Consider the following 22,539-nt stretch of genomic DNA (forward strand, 5'->3'; position numbering starts at 1 on the left):
AGCGATTGTATGACTAGTCTTTCAACAGTTTCTCAACTTGTGCTCCTTTTTTCGTAGTAATTTTTATAAAATAAATTCCTTTTGAATAGCTTGACAAATCTATTTTAGAGACTAAATCATCTATCAAATGAGTCAGAATAATTCGTCCTTGAGAATCGTATAATTGTATCGATTTGATGCTATTATCGGCTTTAACAATCACTTCATTCGAAACCGGATTTGGGGCAATTGTCACCGAATTATCAGTTTCAAAATCTGTGTTTGATAACGTTTGGAAAACTGTGTTCACCAAACCAGTATCAATCGGCGCATTATAATCGAAGAAAATATCGGCCCGATTGGCAACCTCATCGCCAGTTACTAAAGTATTTTGAGTTTTAATTTTCAATAAAATATGACCGTGCCCACCGATTTCGAGATTGATATTTTTAAAAATAAATTCAATTTTGTTTCCTATAATTCGAGCGTAGACCGGAAAATTGGCATACATCATTTGCAGCGAATTGATATCGAATTTTGCGGGATCAATTTCTGTTTTTACAACAATGTCTTCGGCAGGAAATGTCCCTGTGTTTTCAAAATTAATGGCATAATGAAGGTAATCCCCTATAGCAGCTACCGGCGCCACGTCGCCTTCTAAACAAGTAATATCATTGGGATCAAATGAACCCACAACAGTTTGATGGAATGTAAACGCATTATCAGCCCAATTATCATCTATGGTGGTAATATCAACAAATGAGGTAAAGGTTAATATATCACCAACATTTACCGGTGCTGTGTCGGTCGGCGCATTCACATGTAAAGTAATATCAACACTACCATTTTGAAATGGCTGCACCGCATCCATATGAAATGACACAGATCCCGGTGATGTCAGAAATGGAACTACAGTTGTCGACACCAAATCCAAAACAGCATCATTATAATTGAAATTAAGATACGCATCAACGGTTTGGTTTCCTTTGTTTCTGTATACCAATCGATACACCGCATCAAAACCCGGACGCGCCGGAGTTACCGGAGAAATTACCATTTCTATGTCGGGATGAACACCATTGGCGACAATACAAAAATCTTGTACTGCACTATTGTTGTTATTATCTGCGAACGGAATGGTAACGGTTGTTGGTGAAAAATTAAACCAAGTTGGGTTTTCTACAGCTGGTGTTATCTCAAAACTTCCGGCTTGAGTATAGAAAGAATAATTACCTGCAGCATTCAAGAAGGTGGCGCCAGTTGTTATACCATCATTAATATTGACTCTAATGTTAGGTTGAATGTCATCAGCAGCATCACATCCGTTATTATTACTATCAAAAATTATCGTTCCTGCGATAGCATTGTAGTCTCCGCCAGGTGTGAAAGAGCAGTAGGAATTACATACGGTTGCATTCATTCCTAATGCATTCAACTCATTTTGCACTGCTGCTACTTGTCCTTCATCTACACATATGAAACTTAAATTCAAGTTATTATCAAAATGGAGTGTTGTCTCATTAATTCCATTCTTTAAATATAATGTGGTTAATTGATTGTTACTACAATCCAGATTTTGAAGGTTTATATTATGGCTTACATCTAAACTTGTAAGAGCATTATAAGAACATTTTAGATTATACAAAGCGGTACAATTGCTAATGTCTAAAGAAGTGATATTTGTTGACGAACAACTTAAAATGGAAAGATTTAATACTTCCAGATTCAAAGCATTTAATGGATTTGCATCACATTGCAATACTGCTAAATTGGGAAAATAACTTAAATCTAAAGAAGTTAAATTATTACTATAACATTTTAAACTGGTAAGGTTTACTAAGTTATTAATGTTTAGAGAAAGTAACGGATTACTTGCTGAGGCAAAATCCGTCAAGTTTGTCAGATTACTCACATCAATAGTAGTGATGTTATTTTGTCGAAATCCTAATTGTGTAAGCTGATATAAGTTATTTACATAAAGTTGGTTTAATTGACAATTGTTGCAATTTAACTTTTGCAGACTTGTCATGCCTAATAGACAATTAGGGTCAAAAGTCGTCAACTGATTATCGGAAAAATTTAAATCGATCAAATTCACAAAAGTTTCAATACCCGTCAAATCTGCGATATTGTCAGTGCTTGAAGACGTATCTAAATTTAAATAGAGGACGTTTTGCGCTTCAGAATACTCTATTTCTCCATTGTGATTTATATCAATTTCTGTATTATAGGCTATTATATTACTCATATTAGCTGATAATAATATTGCCTTAAAATTGGCATCCGGAATGTTCACAATCTGAGCCTTTACCATCCCAGTAAATAACAAAAAGAGTAAAAATATATTTTTCATAATTGAGTTTGTTTTGTTTGTCTGTTTTTTCTGATCACTAATTACTGTTTACTGACCACTTCGTCAAAGTGCCTTAATCAATTCCTGCAACCGTTCTTTTTTTCTTAGTGAAATTGGCAATTGCACATTATCCGCCATTACAACATAACCACCATCTTTCTTGACATACGATTTCAAATACGTCAGATTAATCAGATGCGATTGATGGATGCGTTCGAAACCATATTCCGACAATAAATCCTCATATTCTTTGAGTGTTTTTGAAATGATAATCGGTTTGCTGTTTTTGATATAGAATGTGGTGTAATTGTCTTCGCTTTCGCACCGAATAATATCACTAACTTCAAAAAGGTGAATCCCATCAGCGGTTGTCAACGCAATCCGTTTGAAATTATCAACTTTCTTGCGAATGTTTTCGAGCAGCAAATCGATGTGTGCATAACTGTTGTTCTTTTCGAGAACGGTTCTGATTTTTCCAACGACGATTTCCAATTCATCGGGATCGACGGGTTTGAGTAAGAAATCGAGTGCGCTAAATCGGAAAGCTTTAATGGCATATTCTTCGTGCGCGGTAATGAATACGATATGCGAAGTGGTTTTCCCATTCTTCTTGGCGAGCTGTTCCAAAACATCAAAGCCGGTTCCGTCGTTGAGTTGAATATCTAGAAATACGACTTGCGGTTTGAGTTTATCCATGACGATAACGCCGGTTTCTACATCTTCGGCTTCTCCGATAATGGTAATGTCTGGCGCATAAAACGCTAGTAATTCACGCATTCCGTTTCTTAAATTGCTGTCGTCGTCGATTAATATTGCTGTAATCATAATGAATTGTTGCTTGATGGTTGTGGGTTGTTGGTTGGCTTTGTGATGTATTGCAATGGCAAGTGTAATGTGACTTTAGTTCCTTTGGTGCCGTCGTTTTCTATTGTCATATCGTCAATAACTACTTCTGCTTTTTTGGATGTGGATGTGGCAATCATTTGCAAACGTTTTTTAGTAATATCCAAAGCCATCGATTCGTGCACCGAAACCGATTTTTCTTTAATGGCTTTCGATGCGGTGTAGCCAATTCCGGTGTCTTTGATGATGCAAACCAAATGCTGTTCTTCAATCGAAAAGGCAATGGAAATGGTACCCATTTCTTTACTTGGAATCACGCCGTGAATAATCGCATTTTCCACAAAAGGTTGCAACAATAATGGCGGTAAAGCAATGTCGTCTTCAATCGCTTTGTCTTTGGTGATGGTGAAATTGAATTTGTGGTTGAACCGCAATTGCTCGAGCTCTAAATAGTTTTCTAAACTTTGAATTTCTTTGTCGATTGGGATTAAAGATTGCTTTGAATACTCAAGCGTCAAGCGCATCAGCTTGGAAAATTTCGCCAAATATTTTACTGCCGAATGCGTTCCGTTTTGCACAATAAAACTCGATATCGATCCCAAACAATTGAACACAAAATGCGGATTCATTTGCAAATGCAAGGCTTTCTGTTCGTATTCCGCGAGTTCTTTTTGAAGTGTCAATGTTTTCTTGAGTTGCATTCTGTTGTAGAATAAGAATCCGATGCCACCCAACATGAGCGCGAATAATGCTGCGAAAAACAACTGCAATTTATTTTGTTTGGCTTGTTCCTGAAGTAACAATTCTTTCTTTTGAAGCTCTTCTTTTTGAATGACTTCGCGCTTTTCGAATTCGAAATTCATCGCCGATTCGACACTTTTGCGAATCGTTTCAACGTTGGTCAAACTGTCTTTGGCTTGGCTGTATAGTTTGAAATGCAACAACGATTGTGCATCATTGTTTTGCGCATCATAAATGGCACTCAACAATTTTTCGGCAACCACGGTTTGTTCTAAAACACCAATTTCCTTAGACAGTAGCATTGCTTTATTGACGCTTGTTAATGCTGCGGTTGGGTTCTTCTGATCTAAATACAATTGCCCTAAATAGATATAAGTATCGGCCACGCCAAATTTGTCTTCAATCGTCGTGAATGTTTGAATGGCAGCGTTCCAACTTGCAATGGCTTTCGATGGGTTTTTGATGGCTACATAATACAATCCCATATTATTATACCATTCGCCCAAAGCACGCGCGTCGGGGTTTTTATCGATACTCGTTTTTGCTTTGGTGTAATACTCGTTGGCTTTGTCGAGATTTTTTTGTTTTAAATAACAGTTGGCAATATTGGTTAAGGTAATGCCGACATTGACATCATTGACTTTATTCTGAATTTTTTGAGCTTTGATGAAATACGCTAACGCTTTGAAAATTTCACTCTGAGATTGATAAGCTACGCCAATATTGTTATAGACTTGTGCGCATTTTTTGTCGTCTTGAATGCTTTCGTAAATCTTGACCGACTTTAAATGAAACAGTAGCGCTTTCGCATAATTACTCTGTTCGGCAAACGCAATTCCGATGCTTCCATAAGATTTCGCCAAACCTTTTTTGATCGTCAGGCTATTTTTGGAATCGGTTTGGGATTCGTTTTCAAAAATATTTTGAGCCGCAGCAAAATGCGACAATGCTGCTGAATAATTTCCGAGTATGATGTTCGCATTACCGAGATTCAACTGTGCATGGCCTTCTTCTATTTTGTATTGAATTTTTTGTGACAATGCTAATGCTTTTGTAGCATAATCAACCATTAGTTTTGGATTGCTGGTTTTATAAGCGTCGGCAATAGCATTGAGTGTTTGCGTTTTATCGATGTCGTTTTTGGAATGCTGTAAGGTCAGCAACAAACTGTTGATGTTTTGGTTTTGCGCTTGGGCCAAAGTGAAAAAACTCCAGCATAAAAATAAAAGAATGGGTGTTTTCATTTTCCTATTGATTGATAAGCAAATGTAATACTTCCTTATTCTTTTAAAAATGGTCAATGAAGATATAGTGGATTTGGATGAGAATGTGTGTGATTTGACCGAGAATATTATTTAAAAAAACTGTCATTCCGACGTAGGAGGAATCTGTTGATGATTATAACAGATTCCTCCTACGTCGGAATGACAAGTTTGCTTTGGAAAATGATGCCCTAGCCCCGATAGAAGGGAAAATCCTTGGCATTGGGAGATTGCAGCGCAAGCTCGCAATGACAAGATTGGAATGATAGCGGGAACCAGCTCCTAACCTATTGCTTAACAATCTTCTCGACTTTACTGCCTTTATCGGTAGTGATTTTCAAGAAATAAATGCCTTTGGCTTGCGTCGTTATGTCTAGAACTTTGTGGTTGCCCATAAGAGTTTGCAGTATTCTGCCTTGAATGTCATACAGCTCGACGACCTTGATATTGGTGCTTGCATTGATATTGATTATAGCAGCCGTTGGATTTGGAAACACTGCAATGCTTTCATCCGATTCGAATCCTGTGTTGCTTAAAGTGGCGAAAACCGTTTCAGCCGTATTGGTGTTTACCGGTAAATTGTAATCGAAGAAAACACTCGCTTGTTTTGTTACCACATCATTGACAACCAAATTATTTTTCGTTCTGATTTTGAATAAAATATCGCCGTGACCTCCAACTGGTGGATTGCCCAATCGCTCAGCCAGGTTGATTCCTTGGAAAATAAATTCCGCGATGCTATCTTTAACTCTCGTGTAACAAGGATGCGAAGTGTTGAGCAATTGCAATGTCGAAATATCATATTTATCAGTATCTACGACAACTTTTACGACTACATTTTCTGCTTGAAAAGTTCCGGTATTTTCGAAACGGGCCAAGTAATGCAAGTAATTTCCAATTTCTGATGGAGCTGCGATTTCGCCTTCCAAACAAGTGATGTCATTCGGATCAAACGACCCCACAACAGTTTGATGTAGTGTGAAATTATTGTCCTCAGGATGTTCGTCTACCGCAGGATTGACATCGATGAATGAGGTAAAAGTCAAGATATTGCCAATATTCACCGGTGGTGTAGCTGAAGGTGCATTGACATCCAAGCTGATTACGATGCTTCCGGTTTCAAACGGTAGCAGGTTGATGTTGCTCCATTGCAATGTTCCTGAACTTGATGCCGTTGGGTTGGTTGTGGTAGAAACAAGATCCAATACAGCTTCGTTGTAATTAAAATTCAGCACCACATTTTCGGTTTGGTTTCCTTTGTTTTTGTAGACCATTTTATATTTGGCCTCAAAACCAGGGCGAGCCGGTGTTATTGAGCTAACGACCATTTCAACATCGTGGTGTGTTCCGTTCGCGGTGATGCAAAAATCTTGTGTTGTGGTATTGTTATTCGTATCGGTGAAAGGAATCGTGACCGTTGTTGGTGAAAAATTGAACCAAGTTGGGTTTTCTATTTCGGGAGTAATATCGAAACTACCGATGGCTGTGTAGAAATTATACACTCCGGCAGTATTGATAAACGTCGAACCGCTATCGGTGCCGTCATTGATATTGACTTTAATATTCGGTTGAATCACATCAAGTGCATCGCATCCGTTATTGTTGGCATCTGATCGTATGACACCCGTAATGGTATTGTAATTCCCGCCAGGAACAAAAGTGCAATACGTACCCGCATGCGCTAAACCGTTGGCGTTTGAAACTACTGAAAGTTTGTTATTGACAGCCACTTGGTCGACATCATTCGTGCATACATAAAACAAATTCGGGTTCGACTGAAATTCTGTATAGTAGCTCACAAAATCGTCAGAGAACAAAAAGTGTCCGCCATTTTTCATGTTCACATAGGTTAAATCGGGATTGCTGAACAAGCGCACTGTATTCACTAATGGCAAACCGGATAAATCCAGTTCGGTAAGGTTGCTGTTCCAAGCCCAGAATGATTGCAAGTTCGGAGCGGTATTAAGATCTAAAGTTGTGGACAATCCTCCGCCATAGTACAATCCGATAAGATTCGGCAAATGGCTAATATCAACAGCGGCAATCGATTGGTTTCCATAACACAAAGTTTGAATTTGTTCTAATCCAGTAAGATCCAAAGAAGTCAGCGCGTTGTCGGAACAGCAAAGGTTTGTCATGTTGGTCAGTAGGCTTACATCCAAAGAAGTCAGGTGATTATTATTGCAATAAAGTGATTTAATTCCAGTTAATCCACTGATGTTTAATGAGGTTAATTGTTGGCGCGGGACAAACAATTGTTCGAGATTGGTGCAGGTACTCACATCTAGGCTAGTGAGCTGTCCAGTATCGCAGTTGATTTGTTTCAAATTCGTCAGACCGTGCACATCTAATGAGGTTAATGGGTTTGCATCGCACCACAAAAAGGTCAGTTGCGGATAAACACTCGCATCAAAACTCGTCACATAGTTATTGGACATGTTGATCTGCGTAATATTGGTAAAAGCTTCAAGGCCTGTTGGATCGGAGAACGCAACATAAGACCCATAATTCCATACATCCAAACTAGTTACCGATAGCGCTTCACTAACTTGAAGAATTCCATCTTGATTGGTATCATAGCGAAGTAATTTTGAAAGTAATGCAGGGTCGGGCACATTAACGGTTTCTACACTGGTCAAAACGATCATTAATGAAGCTAGGCTATAAGCACCCGTTACATTATTGGTTACTTTTATGCTCAAATACTGAGGATTGGTAACGTTGGTATACGCCGATGGATTTGTAATTTCATTGGTAGATGCTGTAGCATCTTCAGTAGTCGGGTAGTACTTTAGCGTCACATCCGTCAAACCATTTAAAACCGAAGCAGATTGCGTAGTCAAATCGAATACCCCAAAACCATCAAAAGGAATATCCATTTGGAAAATATTCTGATACTGTCCAATGACCGGCGTTGGAATTAACAGTATATTGAATGAAGTCGTTGCGAAATTATTGGGATTCGCATTCTCTGTTACTTTGACATAGGTGGTTTGATTGTTAATATAATAGGTAAACAATCCAGATCCGTCTGGAATATAGCTTTGAAAGTCGGCATCATTATAAAACTTCACGTCGTAATCAGCAGGATTTAAAAGCCCTAGAATTTCAGGTGCCAAACTGTAGACTTCGAAAGTTTCATAATTGTCGTTCCCAAAATCAAATACCGTAGGATTCTGCGGATTTGTAATTGCCGGCGGTTGCGCATTTACCATCCCGGTAAACAGCAGCAGTAACCATAATAGATTTTTCATAGTTTTGGTTTTGTATAGTTCGTTCATGATTTCTATTTTTTAAAGTGCTTTAATCAGTTCTTGCAATTTTTCTCTTTTACTCTGTGCAATCGGAATGTTGGTATTGTCGGCCATAATCACATAACCACCATCGGTTTTGATGTAGGATTTTAGAAACGAAAGGTTAATCAAATGCGACTGATGAATTCTTTCAAATCCTTGCTCGGTTAGCATTTCTTCGTATTCTTTCAATGTTTTTGAAATCAGCACCGGCTTGTGATTCTTGATGAAAAATTCGGTGTAATTGCCTTTGGCTTCCAATCGGATAATATCTGCGACTTCAAAAAGATGGATGCCATCACTCGTGGAAAGCGCAATCCGTTTGAAGTTATCGACTTTCTTTCGAATGTTCTCGAGCAACAAATCGATATGATCGAACGATTTAATCGAAGACGAAATTTCCTTAATCTTCACAATCGAATGCTGCAATTCCTCAGGGTCGATTGGTTTTAAAATAAAATCGAGCGCGCTAAACTTGAACGCTTTGACTGCGTATTTTTCATGAGCCGTAATGAAAACGATGTGCGATGCGATTTTTCCGTTGGTCTTTTTCAAACGTTCTAGAATGTCGAAACCGGTTCCGTCACTCAAATGAATGTCGAGAAAAATGACTTGTGGTTGCAGTTTTTCGATCGCTACGATGCCTGTTTTCACACTTTCGGCTTCCCCGATAATGTTGATGTCATTGGTGTAGCGCGCCAAAAGTGCTTTTAGTCCTTCGCGTAAATGTTTGTCGTCGTCTATGAGTATTGCTGTGATCATTTTGTTGGCTTTTATTGTATGTATTGAATGGGTAATCTTAAAATCACTTTGGTTCCGATCACTTCATTATTGTTGGTTAGTTCTTGGATTTCGATTTGTGCGGATTTTAATGTTGTGGCTTCCATAATTTCCAATCGTTTCTTAGTGATTTCTAAAGCCATCGATTTGTGTGCGGTTACCGAATCTTCTTTGAGATGTTTCGATTTTGAAAGTCCAATGCCGTCGTCCGCAATACTGCAAATGAATTGTCCGTTTTGCACATCGAAATGCACATCGATTTTTCCGTTGCCTTCTTTGGGAACCATGCCGTGAAGAATGGCGTTTTCTACGAAAGGTTGAATGAGTAATGGCGGAATTCCCATATTAAACTCAACTTTATCGCTCGATTGTATTGAAAATACAAACTTGTTGTGGAACCGCAATTGCTCGAGTTCTAGATAGTTCTGCAAGCTTTCAATTTCTTTATCAATCGGAATCAACGAACCTTTAGAATATTCGAGTGTGAGCCGCATGAGTTTTGAAAATTTAGACAAATATTTCAAAGCCGAATCAGTACCGTTCTGTACAATAAAACTCGAAATCGACCCCAAACAATTGAACACAAAATGTGGATTCATTTGTAAGTGCAACGCTTTTTGTTCGTACTCCGCTACTTCTTTTTGTAAAGTCAATCGCCGTTTGATTTGTCTGCGGTTGTAGGTTACGAAAATCAATCCTGACAATAGAAAAACACCAATGATTGAGAAAATCGTCAACTGCATATTTCTTTTCGATTGTTCGGATAAGATGGCGGTTTTTCTTTTGTATTCTGATTCCATTTCCGAGCGCAGGATTTTTTTGTTGTTTTCCTGATTCGTAATGCTGTCGCGCGCTGCGATGTAGTTTTTGTAGTGGAAGAACGACAGTTCAAGATTATTTTTATAACCGTACAACTCGCTGAGTAATTTTTCTGAATGATACGTTTGGTCTAAGATACCAATGGCTTTGGCGTAGTCTAATGATTTTATTGTGAATGCTATGGCTTCATCGTATTTTTTCAAATCTGCATTCAGTTGCCCCAAATTATACAATACTAGCGAAGCTCCAAATTTGCTCTGCATTTCCTCATACATTGACAAAGCGGTCGTGTAATATTTTGTTGCTGTGGCATAGTCTTTTTGCGCTTTATAATAATCCCCGAAATAATTATTCAACAGTGCAAAGCCACGTTTGTTATCCATTTTTTCGAATAGCTTTTCCGCTTTCAGATAATATTGCAACGCTTGTTCTTTGTTGCCTTGTTCGGCATAAATAACACCAATGTTGGTTAAAGTCACTGCGGCCGTTTGTTCGCCAATTTCCTCTTGAAGTTGGAATGCTTTTTTAAAATATTCTAACGCTTTGGTAGTATTCTGTTGCGATTTGTAGACGATTCCAATATTGTTATACGCTTTTGAAATATTGATTTTCTGACCAATTTCAAGATAGATTTTCAAAGCCTTTTGATACATTTCCAAAGCCATATAATAATTGCTTTCTTGAGAAAAAACAATACCTTGACTTGCAAAAGCTCTAGCCAAACCATTTTGAATTCTTTTGATTTCGATTTCAGAATCAGCGTTCAACAACATTTCAAAAACTGCTTGTGCTTTTCCAAAGTATTGATTGGCTTGGCGGTAATTTCCTAAAATGATATTCGAGTTTCCTGAATTGATGTAAGCATTTGCTAGCCCAAAATTATAATTTGTATGTTGTGCTAACGCTGCTGCTTTGACAGCATAAAAAGCGGTTGAATCTGGATTGGATTCTTTGTACTTATCGGCAATACTATTCAACACATTGACTTTAGCCGTATCAATTTTGACTACCGAAAGTACGCGTTTCAAACTATCAACTTCCGTAGCAGACGATTGCGAAAACACACTCATGCTCGTGAGGAAAAGGAGAAACGATATGCTGTTGATATTTTTCACAATAGTCCGATTTAATTTCCATACAAATATATAGGAACATGATTGTATAAAATGGGGCTATTTAGTATTGCATCGGTTTGACTTAGCAATTGCGGGTTTTGGGCTATTATTCCAATTAGGTGGTGTGCATAAAAAAACCTTTCAACTCAAAATGATGAATTGAAAGGTTAATACCATAGCAGATTCAATACTATTCTTTTATGATTTTTTGGGTTTTAATGCCTTTATCAGTAGACACTTTCAGAAAGTAGATTCCTTTTGAATAAGTCGTAATATCGAGGTTTGCTTTTGTATTGCTGATTAAACTGGTACTCATTATCCTTTCTTGAACATCAAAAATATCAATTGATTTTATGGTACTGTTGGCAGTAACTGAAACGGCGTTGTTCGCAGGATTCGGATAGACAACAACCGAATCGTCAGCTTCAAAATCGGCGTTACTCAACAATTGAAACGTAGAAGTTGCCGTATTGGTTTCCACCGGAAAATTATAATCAAAGTAGATTTCCGCTTTGTTCGAAACCGTAGTGCCCACAGCCAAATCGCCTTTGGTTTTGATTTTAAATAATACATGTCCGTGTGCTGCAGGTTCTAAATTGATATGATCAAAAATAATTTCTACTTTGTTTCCTGTGATTTTTATTATTGATGCATTCGGTGCATCTAGAATCTGCAAAGTACTGATTTCGAATTTCGTGGTGTCGATGATGTCTTTGACCACGATACTTTCAGCCGGTGCGTTTCCAGTATTCTCAAAATTGATGTTATAATGCAGGTAGTTCCCGACATTTTCAGCACTAATGATATTACCTTCAAGACAGGTTTTATCATTCGGATCAAACGAACCAGTAACGGTTTGTTGAAACGTAAAAGTATTATCGAACGGAGTTTCATCCACTTCAGATGGAAAAGACGAAGCGGTAAAACTTAATGCGTCACCAATATTGACAGCAGGTACTTCCGTCGGGCTGTTGACATGCAGGTTTAATATGATGCTTCGTGATTCAAACGGCAACAGATTAGAGAAACTCCAGTTGAGTTGCCCGGTTGCTTGTGTCAACGGAACTTGATTGGCACCCACATATTCCAATACCGAATCATCAAACTGAAAACCAACAATGCCTTCCGGATAGGTATAATTCCCATTGTTTTTATAGGTAATTTGGTAAGCTGCATTGAAACCAGGGCGTGCATTGCTTAGTGGCGCTATGATAACTTCTATATCGGGATGAAAACCATTGGGGGTAATGCAGAAATCTTGGATTTGAGTACTGTTGCTATTTGATGGGAAATTCACTGTCGCACTAACTGGATCAACGATAAAATAAATTGGGTTTTCAAAAATGGGCATAAGTATAAGGTTGGGCTGCTGAACGTAGAAAGTATATCCTCCGTTTACCGAGGTAAATGCAGTACCTGAAGAGACTCCATCAATAATATCAATCTTCATATTATGAAGACCAGGGTCACTTGGACTGCATCCATCTGCATTGGTATCGAAACGTACAGATCCAGCAATGGTGTTGTAACTGCCGCCAGGCGAAAACGAGCAATAAGTACTTACCGAAACGTTCTGCATATCGCTTTGCGCTAACAAAGTCAAAATGTAATCTTCTTCGGTCTCATCGACACAAATACTTCTCAGGTTCGGATTATTATAGAAAGAATTGCTTGAATTATCATCAATCATATTGGTTCCGTTTTTTAGATTGATGAAGTTTAGGTTGTTGTCATTACAAAGTAAAGCCCAAAAATGTGGATTGTACTGAAAATCCAGAGACGTAATCGCATTGTTGCGACATCTTACCGTATATAATTTATGCAATTCGTCCGTATTCAATGTAGTCAGTTGGTTATTGTCGCAGAAGATATGCATCAAGTAAAAATTATCTGGTGCAAAAGTCAGAGAAGTAAGTGCATTGTCACTACAATCAAAATTGATAACATGTGGAGAATTCGTCAAATCCAAACTGGTTAATTGGTTGTGGTCGCAATATAAATACCATACCCAATGAGGCAAGACAAGATTTGTAAGTTGGTTGTAAGAACAGTTGAGTCCGCTTAAATGGTCTAGTGTCGAAAGGTCGAGTTGCGTCAGGTGATTATTTTTACAGTTTAAGTTGATAAGGTTCGTAAAGTATTCTATACCGGTGAGATTACTGATGTTATAACCTTCAAGATTCAGACCTCTTACCATTAGTGCCTCATCCACTTGAATTTCCCCATCATTATTGCTGTCAATAGTCATGTAGGCACCACCTTCATTGGCTGATGCAATTTGATTATTATAATTAGCCGAAACCAAAATCTGTTTAAATACAGAATCCGGTATATTCACAATTTGTGCTTGGGTAACAAAACCAATAAAAATCAAAAGAAAGTATAGTTTTTTCATATTTAATCAATTTACACTTTGAAAGTTACTGCTGTATTTATTCTTTAATGATTTTTTGGGTTTTAATTCCTTTATCGGTAGACACTTTCAGAAAGTAGATTCCTCTTGAATATGTCGCAATATCGAGATTTGCTTTTGTATCGTTAGGCAAAATGGTATTCATTATCCTTCCTTGGACATCAAAAAATTGTATTGATTTTATAATATTATCGGCACTAACCGAAACTTGATTCTTTGTTGGATTTGGGTAAACCGTAATAGAATTATCGGTTTCAAAAGTGGCGTTACTCAACAATTGAAACGTAGAAGTTGCTGTATTGGTTTCCACTGGAAAATTATAATCGAAATAGATTTCCGCTTTGTTCGAAACGGTGCTACCCACAGCCAAATCGCCTTTGGTTTTGATTTTAAATAATACATGGCCATGTGCTGCAGGTTCTAAATTGATATGATCAAAAATAACCTCTACTTTGTTTCCAGTGATTTTTATTATCGAGGCATTCGGTGCGTCTAGAATCTGCAAAGTACTGATGTCGAATTTCGTTGTGTCGATAATGTCTTTGACAACGATATTTTCAGCCGGTGCGTTTCCTGTATTTTCAAAATTGATGTTATAATGCAGGTAGTTTCCAATCATTTCTGGCGCAATAACATTGCCTTCAAGACAGGTTTTATCGTTTGGATCGAAAGAACCTACGACAGTTTGATGGTAGGCAAAAGTATTGTCTTGTGGGATTTCATCGACTTCTGATGGAAATGATGATACGACATAATTCAAAGAATCTCCATTATTGACTGCGGGTATTTCCATCGGTCCATTAACATTAAAAGTGACCTCGATACTTCTGGATTCGAAAGGCATCAGATTGGTGAAATTCCAATTGAGCTGTCCGAACGATTGTGTCATCGGAGTTTGCGAAGCGGAAATAAAATCGAGAACATTGTCATAGAATTGAAGTCCAACAATACCTTCGGCATAGGCGTAATTGCCTTTGTTTTTGTAGGTGATTTTATACCTCGCATCAAATCCTGGTCGTGCGCTGGTTAAAGGTGCTATGATAACTTCTATATCGGGATGAAAACCGTTTGGTGTCACACAAAAATCTTGTGTTGCGGTATTATTGTTATTATCTGCGAATGGAATCGTTGCTGTTGGTGGCGCAAAACTAAACCATGTTGGGTTTTCGATCACGGGTGTCACTACAAAACTTCCAACTTGAGCGTATAAAGTATATTGTCCGTTACCATTAGCGAATGACGTTCCTTGAGTCATTCCATCGTCTATAGTAACTTTTAGATTGTGCAATGCGATGTCGTTCGCGTCGCAACCGTTGCCATTAGCATCGAATTTCAGGGTTCCGACAATCGTGTTGAAATCTCCGCCTGGAGCAACCGAACAATACGAATTGATGACGAGATCTCCGTTGTAGTAGTGGAATATCGTGTCTGTATCGACGAATTCTTGAATTGCTGCGATTTGGCTTTCATCGGCACAGACATAATTCAACAAGATGGAATCGGTAATGTCTACATATTCATCGCTTCCGTTTTTGATAAATAAAGTCTCCAGATTCATGTGTGAACAATTCAAATAAGTCAAATGATGCGAATCGGAAAGGTCTAAAGTCGTTACTTGCGCTACCATGCAATCGAGAGATTCAAGGTTTGGCAGATTGCTTACATTCAAGCTAGTCAGGTTCGTACTCCAGCCGATAAATACCCTTTTCAGGCTTTGAAGCCCAGACAAATCAAGGCTGGTCAGATAAGGGGAATGGCATTCAATAAACTCCAAATTCGACAAACCCGAAAGATCAATAGTTGTAAACAGATTATCAAAACACTTCAACATTTCCAATGCATTCAACCCGTTGAGATTAAGATGCTCCAATTGGTTTTGTTCGCAATACAGTTTTTTAAGATTTACCAGTCCGGTAAGATTTAGACTGGTTAAATGACCATAACTGACTTCAACGTTTTCTAATGCCACCAATCCACTTAAGTCGAGATTGGTCAAAGGGTTTGAGTTACCTCTTAAGTATTTCAAATGAAGTAATCCGCTGACATTAAGACTTGACAATTGGGTAGCGGTACAATCCAGATATTCAAGGTTGGGAAATGAAGTGAGATCCAATGAAGTTATGTCGGTGTCTACACAGATTAAGGTTTTCAATGCTGTTAACCCTGAAATGTTAAGATTGGTAATGTCATTGTGTTCACATTCGAGATATTCAAGCTGCGTCAGAGCAGACACATCCAATGAAGTTAGCAAATTGGAATAGCAATACAGTATTTTAAGATTGGTAAAAGCACTGATGCCAATCATACTTGTAATGTAGGCATCCGGTAAATAAAGCCCTGTTACCGATTGTGCTTCCCAAAGCTCAATTTCCCCGTTGTGATTTGTGTCAACATTTCGATCTAGTGAGCCGTCAAGATTGTCGTCCACACACAAACCGTTTGTCAGCGCGTTTTTAAAAGCCTGATCCGGAATATTGACAATCTGCGCCTGAATCATCGTTGTAAAAAACAATAAAAGAAAGTATAGTTTTTTCATAATGCGGGTATTGGTTTACAACAAATATAACTTAAAATTAAACAGCCTCGAATTTGAATTAGAATTCGACTGCTTTGATTTAGAATTTGCAATTGTATGTAAAACAAAAAACCTGACTAGTTTCCCAATCAGGTTTTATTTTAAAAATATAAAATTTTATTTGAATGCTTTCAATCCCGGGAAATAAGCGGTGTCGCCCAATTCCTCTTCGATGCGTAGCAATTGGTTGTATTTCGCCATACGATCCGAACGCGAAGCAGAACCAGTTTTGATTTGACCGCAATTCAATGCAACTGCTAAATCAGCAATCGTGTTGTCTTCGGTTTCTCCCGAACGGTGTGACATTACAGAAGTATAACCTGCATTTTTCGCCATATTGACGGCAGCAATCGTTTCTGTTAAAGTTCCGATTTGGTTTACTTTTACAAGAATAGAATTTGCGATTCCTTTTTCGATTCCTGTTGAAAGTCGCTCTACGTTGGTTACGAATAAATCATCACCAACGAGTTGGGTTTTATTTCCGATGAGTTCGGTTAAGTATTTCCAACCGTCCCAATCGTCTTCTTGCATGCCGTCTTCAATCGAGATGATTGGATAGTTTGCAGCGAGTTCGGCTAAATATTCTGCTTGTTCTTTTGATGTTCTGATTTTTCCTGTTTCGCCTTCAAATTTGGTGTAATCGTATTTTCCATTCACGTAAAACTCAGAAGCGGCGCAATCTAATGCAATCATGATTTCATCTCCGAATTTGTAACCTGCATTTTCTACGGCTTTTTTAATAGTATCTAAAGCATCTTCGGTTCCACCAGCAAGGTTAGGGGCAAATCCACCTTCATCACCAACGGCTGTTGACAAATGACGGTCGTGCAATACTTTTTTCAAATGATGGAAAATCTCCGTTCCCATTTGTAAGGCTTGTGAAAATGATGTTGCTTTTACTGGCATGATCATAAATTCTTGAAACGCAATCGGCGCATCGGAATGCGAACCACCATTGATGATATTCATCATTGGCACTGGAAGTGTATTGGCTGAAACACCACCCACGTAGCGGTATAAAGGCAATCCTAATTCGTTTGCGGCGGCTTTCGCAACGGCTAAAGAAACCCCGAGAATGGCATTCGCACCTAAGTTTGATTTGTTGGTTGTGCCATCCAAATCGATCATCGTTTTGTCGATTAGATTTTGTTCAAAGACTGATGTTCCGAGTAATTCTTCGGCTATTTTGGTATTGACATTTTCAACAGCTTTCAAAACACCTTTTCCTAAGAATGCTTTTCCGCCATCACGCAATTCTACTGCTTCGTGTTCTCCGGTTGAAGCTCCTGAAGGCACTGCGGCTCTTCCGAGAACGCCGTTTTCGGTGATCACATCAACTTCAACTGTAGGATTTCCTCTGGAATCGAAAATTTGTCTTGCGTGGATTTTGATTATAATGCTCATGTTTTGGATTTTTGGATTATTAGATTTTTGGATCGTTAGATTTTAAGATTTACAAATATATTTAATCTTCAATCATGATTCTTTTTAAATAATGAATGTTATTAACGATAACGATTTAGTTCTTATGAGATTGTATGTTTTCTATGAATTGATCAAATAAGTACGATGAATCGTGCGGTCCGGGGCTGGCTTCAGGATGGTATTGCACGGAGAAACAATTTTTGCTTTTCATGCGCATGCCGGCAACGGTTTGGTCATTGAGATGCAAATGGGTGATTTCCATTTCTGGATGTTGTTCTAGTGCTTCTTTATTGACTGCGAAGCCATGATTTTGTGAAGTGATTTCGCCTTTTCCTGTAATAATGTTTTTTACGGGATGGTTAATGCCACGGTGTCCGTTGAACATTTTATAGGTTGGGATTCCGTTCGCCAATGCGATAACTTGATGCCCGAGACATATACCAAATAATGGTTTATTGTTTTCGAGAATATCTTTGGCTACTTGAATGGCTCCGAATAACGGATCGGGATCTCCAGGGCCATTCGATAGGAAATAACCATCGGGATTGAATTCGGCTAAATCGTTAAACGTTGCATCATAGGGAAACACTTTGATGTAACAATCGCGTTTGGCTAGGTTGCGCAGGATATTCATCTTAATGCCCAAATCGAGCGCGGATATTTTGTATTTGGCGGTTTCGTTTCCGAAGAAATAAGGTTGTTTTGTGGATACTTTGGAAGCGAGTTCGAGGCCTTTCATGTCGGGTACTTTGGCTAGTTGCATTTTTAAATCTTCTATGGATGTTTCATCGGTGCAGATTACTGCGTTCATGGCGCCGTGGTCTCGGATGTAACTTACTAGTGCGCGCGTATCTACATCAGAAATGCAGATTAGGTTTTGTTTTTTGAAATAATCTTCTAGGCTTTCTGAGGCGTCTTCTCTTGAATAATGGAAACTGAAATTCTTGCAGACCAATCCTGAGATTTTGATGGAATTGGATTCGACTTCGTTTTCGTTGACGCCGTAGTTGCCGATGTGCGGGTTGGTGGCGACCATGATTTGACCGAAATACGATGGATCGGTGAAGATTTCTTGGTAGCCCGTCATTCCGGTGTTGAAGCAGACTTCGCCGAACGTGGTTCCTGAGATTCCGATAGATTTACCGTGGAAGATGGTGCCGTCGCTAAGCAATAAAATAGCTGGTTGTCTTGTATTATAGTTCATTGTAGTTAGTTGTTGTGTTGCAAATTTATTTATTTATTGGCTCGCAAAGGCGCAGAGACGCAAAGGTTTATTAAAACTTTTGAACATTACGGAGGCCCTAGCCCTGATTGGAACGATATCCTTTTGTGCCGTTGTTCGGCGCAAAAGATTTAGTGGAAAGCAGGTTCCCGGCTCCTTATAATTACCATCATTATTGTGAACAGATTGCTTCGCTTTGCTCGCAATGACGGGGCAAAAAAAAAGGACAAACTTTAAAAGTTTATCCTTGATTTTTATTGAGTGATGAATTTCATTATTCAGCTTTCTCTTCGGTGTTATCCTCAGCGGCTGGAGCTTCTGGAGCCTCAGCTTCTGGTGTAACTTCTGGAGTTTCCGCAACCGGAGCTTCTTCGACTGCTGGTACTTCTGCAACTGGAGTTTCCTCAACTTGTGCTTCAGCAACTGGAGCTTCTTCGATTTTTGCTTCTGGAGCTGCAGCAACCGGAGCGGCTTTTGGAGCAGCAGGAGCTGTAGTAGCACCTTTAGCTTTTCCACCACGACGGCTTTTCGCTTTTTTCTCTTCTTTTTTACCTCCGTTGTATAGTTCGTTGAAATCTACAAGTTCGATCATCGCCATATCAGCGTTATCTCCGAGACGATTTCCAACTTTGATGATACGTGTGTAACCACCCGGACGATCGCCTACTTTAGCAGCTACGTCTCTGAACAAGTCAGTTACGGCATATTTGCTACGCAAGTAAGAAAAACAAATACGACGGTTGTGGGTTGTATCTTCTTTTGATTTTGTGATAAGCGGTTCAACGAATTGTTTTAACGCTTTGGCTTTAGCTACAGTGGTGTTGATACGTTTGTGCTCGATTAGAGAACAAGCCATATTAGCAAGCATAGCTGCTCTGTGACCTTTCTGTCTGCTTAAGTGATTGAATTTTTTTCCGTGTCTCATGACGTGTTTTTTAAAACTTCATCTTGCTCAATCCGCTTTGGAGAGCAAAATATGAAGTCATTTATTCTTTATCTAATTTGTATTTGGCTAAGTCCATTCCGAAGGTTAAATTTTTAACAGCGACCAATTCGTCTAATTCTGTCAAAGATTTTTTACCGAAGTTACGGAACTTCATTAAGTCGTTTTTGTTGAAAGACACTAAGTCTCCTAGTGTATCAACTTCAGCAGCTTTCAAACAGTTTAGTGCACGAACCGAAAGATCCATATCGACTAATTTTGTTTTAAGCAATTGACGCATGTGCAATGATTCTTCGTCGTAAGACTCCGTTTGTGCAATTTCGTCAGCTTCTAAAGTGATTCTTTCGTCAGAAAACAACATGAAGTGGTGGATTAAAACTTTGGCTGCTTCAGTTAAAGCATCTTTAGGATTGATCGACCCATCAGTTTTGATTTCGAAAATTAGTTTTTCGTAATCCGTTTTTTGCTCTACACGGAAATTTTCGATAGCGTATTTTACGTTCTTTACAGGCGTAAAAATAGAGTCTGTGAAAATAGTACCGATAGCGGCATTTTGTTTTTTGTTTTCTTCTGCAGGAACATAACCGCGCCCTTTTTCGATGGTTAATTCGAAATTAAGTTTGATTTTGCTATCTAAATTACAAATTACCAATTCTGGGTTCAGTACTTGGAAACCTGAGATGAATTTTTGAAAATCACCTGCTGTAAGTTGATCTTTTCCTGTAACAGAAATTGTAACAGATTCGTTATCTACGTCTTCAATCTGACGTTTGAAACGCACTTGTTTCAAATTAAGGATGATTTCGGTAACGTCTTCAACAACTCCTGAGATAGTAGAAAATTCGTGGTCTACACCTTCAATTCTAACAGAGGTAATTGCGTATCCTTCTAAAGCAGATAGCATTACTCTTCTAAGTGCATTACCAACGGTCAATCCGTAACCAGGTTCTAAAGGTCTGAATTCAAACTTACCTTCAAAATCGGTTGAATCGATCATGATCACTTTATCGGGCTTCTGAAAATTAAATATTGCCATAATTTCGACTAAGTCAATTATTATTTGTTGTACAATTCGACGATTAACTGCTCTTTAATATTTTCCGGTATTTGCAATCTTGCTGGTACCGAAACAAAAACACCTTCTTTAGTATCGTTGTTCCAAGTAATCCACTCATATACATGAGATGAATTTGACAATGAACGCTCGATAGCTTCTACTGATTTTGATTTTTCTCGAACGGCTACTTTATCGCCAGGTTTTAAATGGTATGATGGAATGTTTACCAATTCACCATTTACGGTAATATGTCTGTGAGAAACGATTTGACGTGCGCCTCTTCTTGATGGAGCGATGCCCATTCTGAATACTACGTTGTCAAGTCTTGCTTCACAAAGTTGGATTAAAACTTCACCTGTTACTCCACGAGCTGCAGATGCTTTTTCGAAAAGGCCTCTGAATTGTTTTTCAAGGATTCCGTAGGTATATTTCGCTTTTTGCTTTTCCATTAATTGGACAGCATATTCCGATTTTTTACCTCTTTTTTTAGCCATCCCGTGTTGTCCGGGTGGGTAATTTCTTTTTTCGAAGGATTTGTCTTCTCCGAAGATTGCTTCGCCGAATTTACGTGCGATTCTTGTACTTGGACCAGTATATCTTGCCATTTTAAATTGTTTAAGATAGAGATTATGAATTCAGGTCTTATCCTTCGATAATCTTAATTCTATCTAGGTTATACTATAATTATTTTGAGTATTAAACTCTACGTCTTTTAGGAGGACGACATCCGTTGTGAGGCATTGGAGTAACGTCGATAATTTCGGTTACTTCTACTCCACTGTTATGCAAAGATCTGATCGCAGACTCACGTCCGTTACCTGGTCCTTTTACATATACTTTCACTTTTTTAAGTCCAGCTTCCATCGCTACTTTACTACAATCTTCTGCTGCCATTTGAGCTGCGTACGGAGTATTCTTTTTAGAACCTCTGAAACCCATTTTCCCAGCTGAAGACCAAGAAATCACTTCCCCTTTTTTGTTGGTTAATGAAATAATGATGTTGTTGAAAGTGGCACTAATATGAGCTTCACCCGTTGATTCAACGATAACTTTACGTTTTTTTGTTGTTGCTTTAGCCATATTACTTATTATTTAGTTGCTTTTTTCTTGTTCGCAACAGTTTTTCTTTTACCTTTTCTAGTTCTAGAGTTGTTCTTAGTTCTTTGCCCTCTTAGTGGAAGACCAGATCTGTGACGGATTCCTCTGTAACATCCGATGTCCATAAGACGTTTGATGTTTAAAGAAACTTCTGAACGTAGTTCACCTTCAATTTTATAAAATGATACAGCCTCACGAATTGCTCCGATTTCATCATCATTCCAATCTTGTACTTTAGTATCTTGGCTTACTTGAGCTTTTTCTAAAATCTCAATTGCTCTACTTTTACCTATTCCGAAGATGTAGGTTAAAGCGATAACTCCTCTTTTGTTTTTTGGGATGATGATCAAATCGGAGGAATTCGTGATGCTGTATCATTTTTCAAAATTGAAGGTGAACTACGTTCAGAAGTTTCCTTAAACATCAAACGTTTAATGGACATTGGATGTTACAGAGGTATTCGACACAGATCAGGACTTCCTTTACGAGGTCAAAGAACTAAGAATAACTCTAGAACAAGAAAAGGAAAAAGAAAAACTGTTGCTAACAAGAAAAAAGCAACTAAATAATAAGTAATATGGCTAAAGCAACTACAAAAAAACGTAAAGTTATCGTTGAATC

At 38.3% G+C, this 22,539-nt stretch carries 14 protein-coding genes and 2 pseudogenes; 1 reads left to right on the forward strand and 15 read right to left on the reverse strand.

Annotation, left to right across the window (positions count from 1 at the left end; genetic code table 11):
* Positions 1-13 precede the first annotated feature (13 nt).
* From RMO03_RS04415 to rpsM (RMO03_RS04485), 15 genes and pseudogenes are all read right to left on the reverse strand, one after another.
* Positions 14-2,332: a T9SS type A sorting domain-containing protein gene (locus RMO03_RS04415; protein ID WP_309640883.1), complete on the reverse strand. Its 2,319-nt coding sequence runs from the start codon at positions 2,330-2,332 to the stop codon at positions 14-16.
* 63 nt (positions 2,333-2,395) lie between these two features.
* Positions 2,396-3,157, reverse strand: coding sequence for a LytTR family DNA-binding domain-containing protein (locus tag RMO03_RS04420; RefSeq protein ID WP_309640884.1), 762 nt, complete (start codon positions 3,155-3,157; stop codon positions 2,396-2,398).
* Entirely contained in the window at positions 3,154-5,160 is a 2,007-nt protein-coding gene (locus tag RMO03_RS04425; protein WP_309640885.1) for a tetratricopeptide repeat protein, read from the reverse strand. The genes RMO03_RS04420 and RMO03_RS04425 overlap by 4 nt, the downstream gene beginning before the upstream one ends.
* A gap of 305 nt (positions 5,161-5,465) precedes the next feature.
* Complete coding sequence (locus RMO03_RS04430; RefSeq protein ID WP_309640886.1) at positions 5,466-8,432, reverse strand: T9SS type A sorting domain-containing protein; 2,967 nt, start codon at positions 8,430-8,432, stop codon at positions 5,466-5,468.
* A 39-nt stretch (positions 8,433-8,471) separates the two neighbouring features.
* A complete protein-coding gene (locus tag RMO03_RS04435; RefSeq protein WP_309640887.1) occupies positions 8,472-9,233 on the reverse strand; it encodes a LytTR family DNA-binding domain-containing protein in 762 nt (253 codons plus the stop codon).
* An 11-nt stretch (positions 9,234-9,244) separates the two neighbouring features.
* Positions 9,245-11,185: a tetratricopeptide repeat protein gene (locus RMO03_RS04440; RefSeq protein WP_309640888.1), complete on the reverse strand. Its 1,941-nt coding sequence runs from the start codon at positions 11,183-11,185 to the stop codon at positions 9,245-9,247.
* A gap of 190 nt (positions 11,186-11,375) precedes the next feature.
* Positions 11,376-13,580, reverse strand: a complete 2,205-nt coding sequence (locus RMO03_RS04445) for a T9SS type A sorting domain-containing protein (RefSeq protein WP_309640889.1) — start codon at positions 13,578-13,580, stop codon at positions 11,376-11,378.
* A gap of 37 nt (positions 13,581-13,617) precedes the next feature.
* Positions 13,618-16,134: a T9SS type A sorting domain-containing protein gene (locus RMO03_RS04450; RefSeq protein WP_309640890.1), complete on the reverse strand. Its 2,517-nt coding sequence runs from the start codon at positions 16,132-16,134 to the stop codon at positions 13,618-13,620.
* Positions 16,135-16,290: 156 nt separating this feature from the next.
* Positions 16,291-17,577 carry a phosphopyruvate hydratase gene (gene eno / locus RMO03_RS04455; RefSeq protein WP_309640891.1) on the reverse strand — a complete coding sequence of 429 codons (1,287 nt, stop codon included), beginning with the start codon at positions 17,575-17,577 and terminating at the stop codon, positions 16,291-16,293.
* Positions 17,578-17,692: 115 nt separating this feature from the next.
* Positions 17,693-18,802, reverse strand: coding sequence for a glutamine-hydrolyzing carbamoyl-phosphate synthase small subunit (gene carA / locus RMO03_RS04460; protein WP_309640892.1), 1,110 nt, complete (start codon positions 18,800-18,802; stop codon positions 17,693-17,695).
* A gap of 487 nt (positions 18,803-19,289) precedes the next feature.
* Positions 19,290-19,745, reverse strand: a pseudogene (gene rplQ, locus RMO03_RS04465) (50S ribosomal protein L17); the annotation flags it as partial.
* 61 nt (positions 19,746-19,806) lie between these two features.
* Positions 19,807-20,799, reverse strand: a complete 993-nt coding sequence (locus RMO03_RS04470) for a DNA-directed RNA polymerase subunit alpha (RefSeq protein ID WP_298222631.1) — start codon at positions 20,797-20,799, stop codon at positions 19,807-19,809.
* 20 nt (positions 20,800-20,819) lie between these two features.
* Positions 20,820-21,425 carry a 30S ribosomal protein S4 gene (gene rpsD, locus RMO03_RS04475; RefSeq protein ID WP_309640893.1) on the reverse strand — a complete coding sequence of 202 codons (606 nt, stop codon included), beginning with the start codon at positions 21,423-21,425 and terminating at the stop codon, positions 20,820-20,822.
* Between the two features lie 91 nt (positions 21,426-21,516).
* Positions 21,517-21,900 carry a 30S ribosomal protein S11 gene (gene rpsK, locus RMO03_RS04480; RefSeq protein WP_298222627.1) on the reverse strand — a complete coding sequence of 128 codons (384 nt, stop codon included), beginning with the start codon at positions 21,898-21,900 and terminating at the stop codon, positions 21,517-21,519.
* Between the two features lie 8 nt (positions 21,901-21,908).
* Positions 21,909-22,268 carry a 30S ribosomal protein S13 gene (gene rpsM / locus RMO03_RS04485; RefSeq protein ID WP_309640894.1) on the reverse strand — a complete coding sequence of 120 codons (360 nt, stop codon included), beginning with the start codon at positions 22,266-22,268 and terminating at the stop codon, positions 21,909-21,911.
* On the opposite strand from rpsM (RMO03_RS04485), the pseudogene rpsM (RMO03_RS04490) reads away from it, so the two are divergent.
* A pseudogene (gene rpsM, locus RMO03_RS04490) lies at positions 22,254-22,487 on the forward strand (30S ribosomal protein S13); the annotation flags it as partial. The gene rpsM (RMO03_RS04485) and the pseudogene rpsM (RMO03_RS04490) sit on opposite strands and share 15 nt — an antisense overlap.
* Between the last annotated feature and the right edge of the window lie 52 nt (positions 22,488-22,539).

Origin of the sequence: Flavobacterium sp., from assembly GCF_031411595.1 — a bacterium.
Taxonomy (GTDB): Bacteria; Bacteroidota; Bacteroidia; order Flavobacteriales; family Flavobacteriaceae; genus Flavobacterium.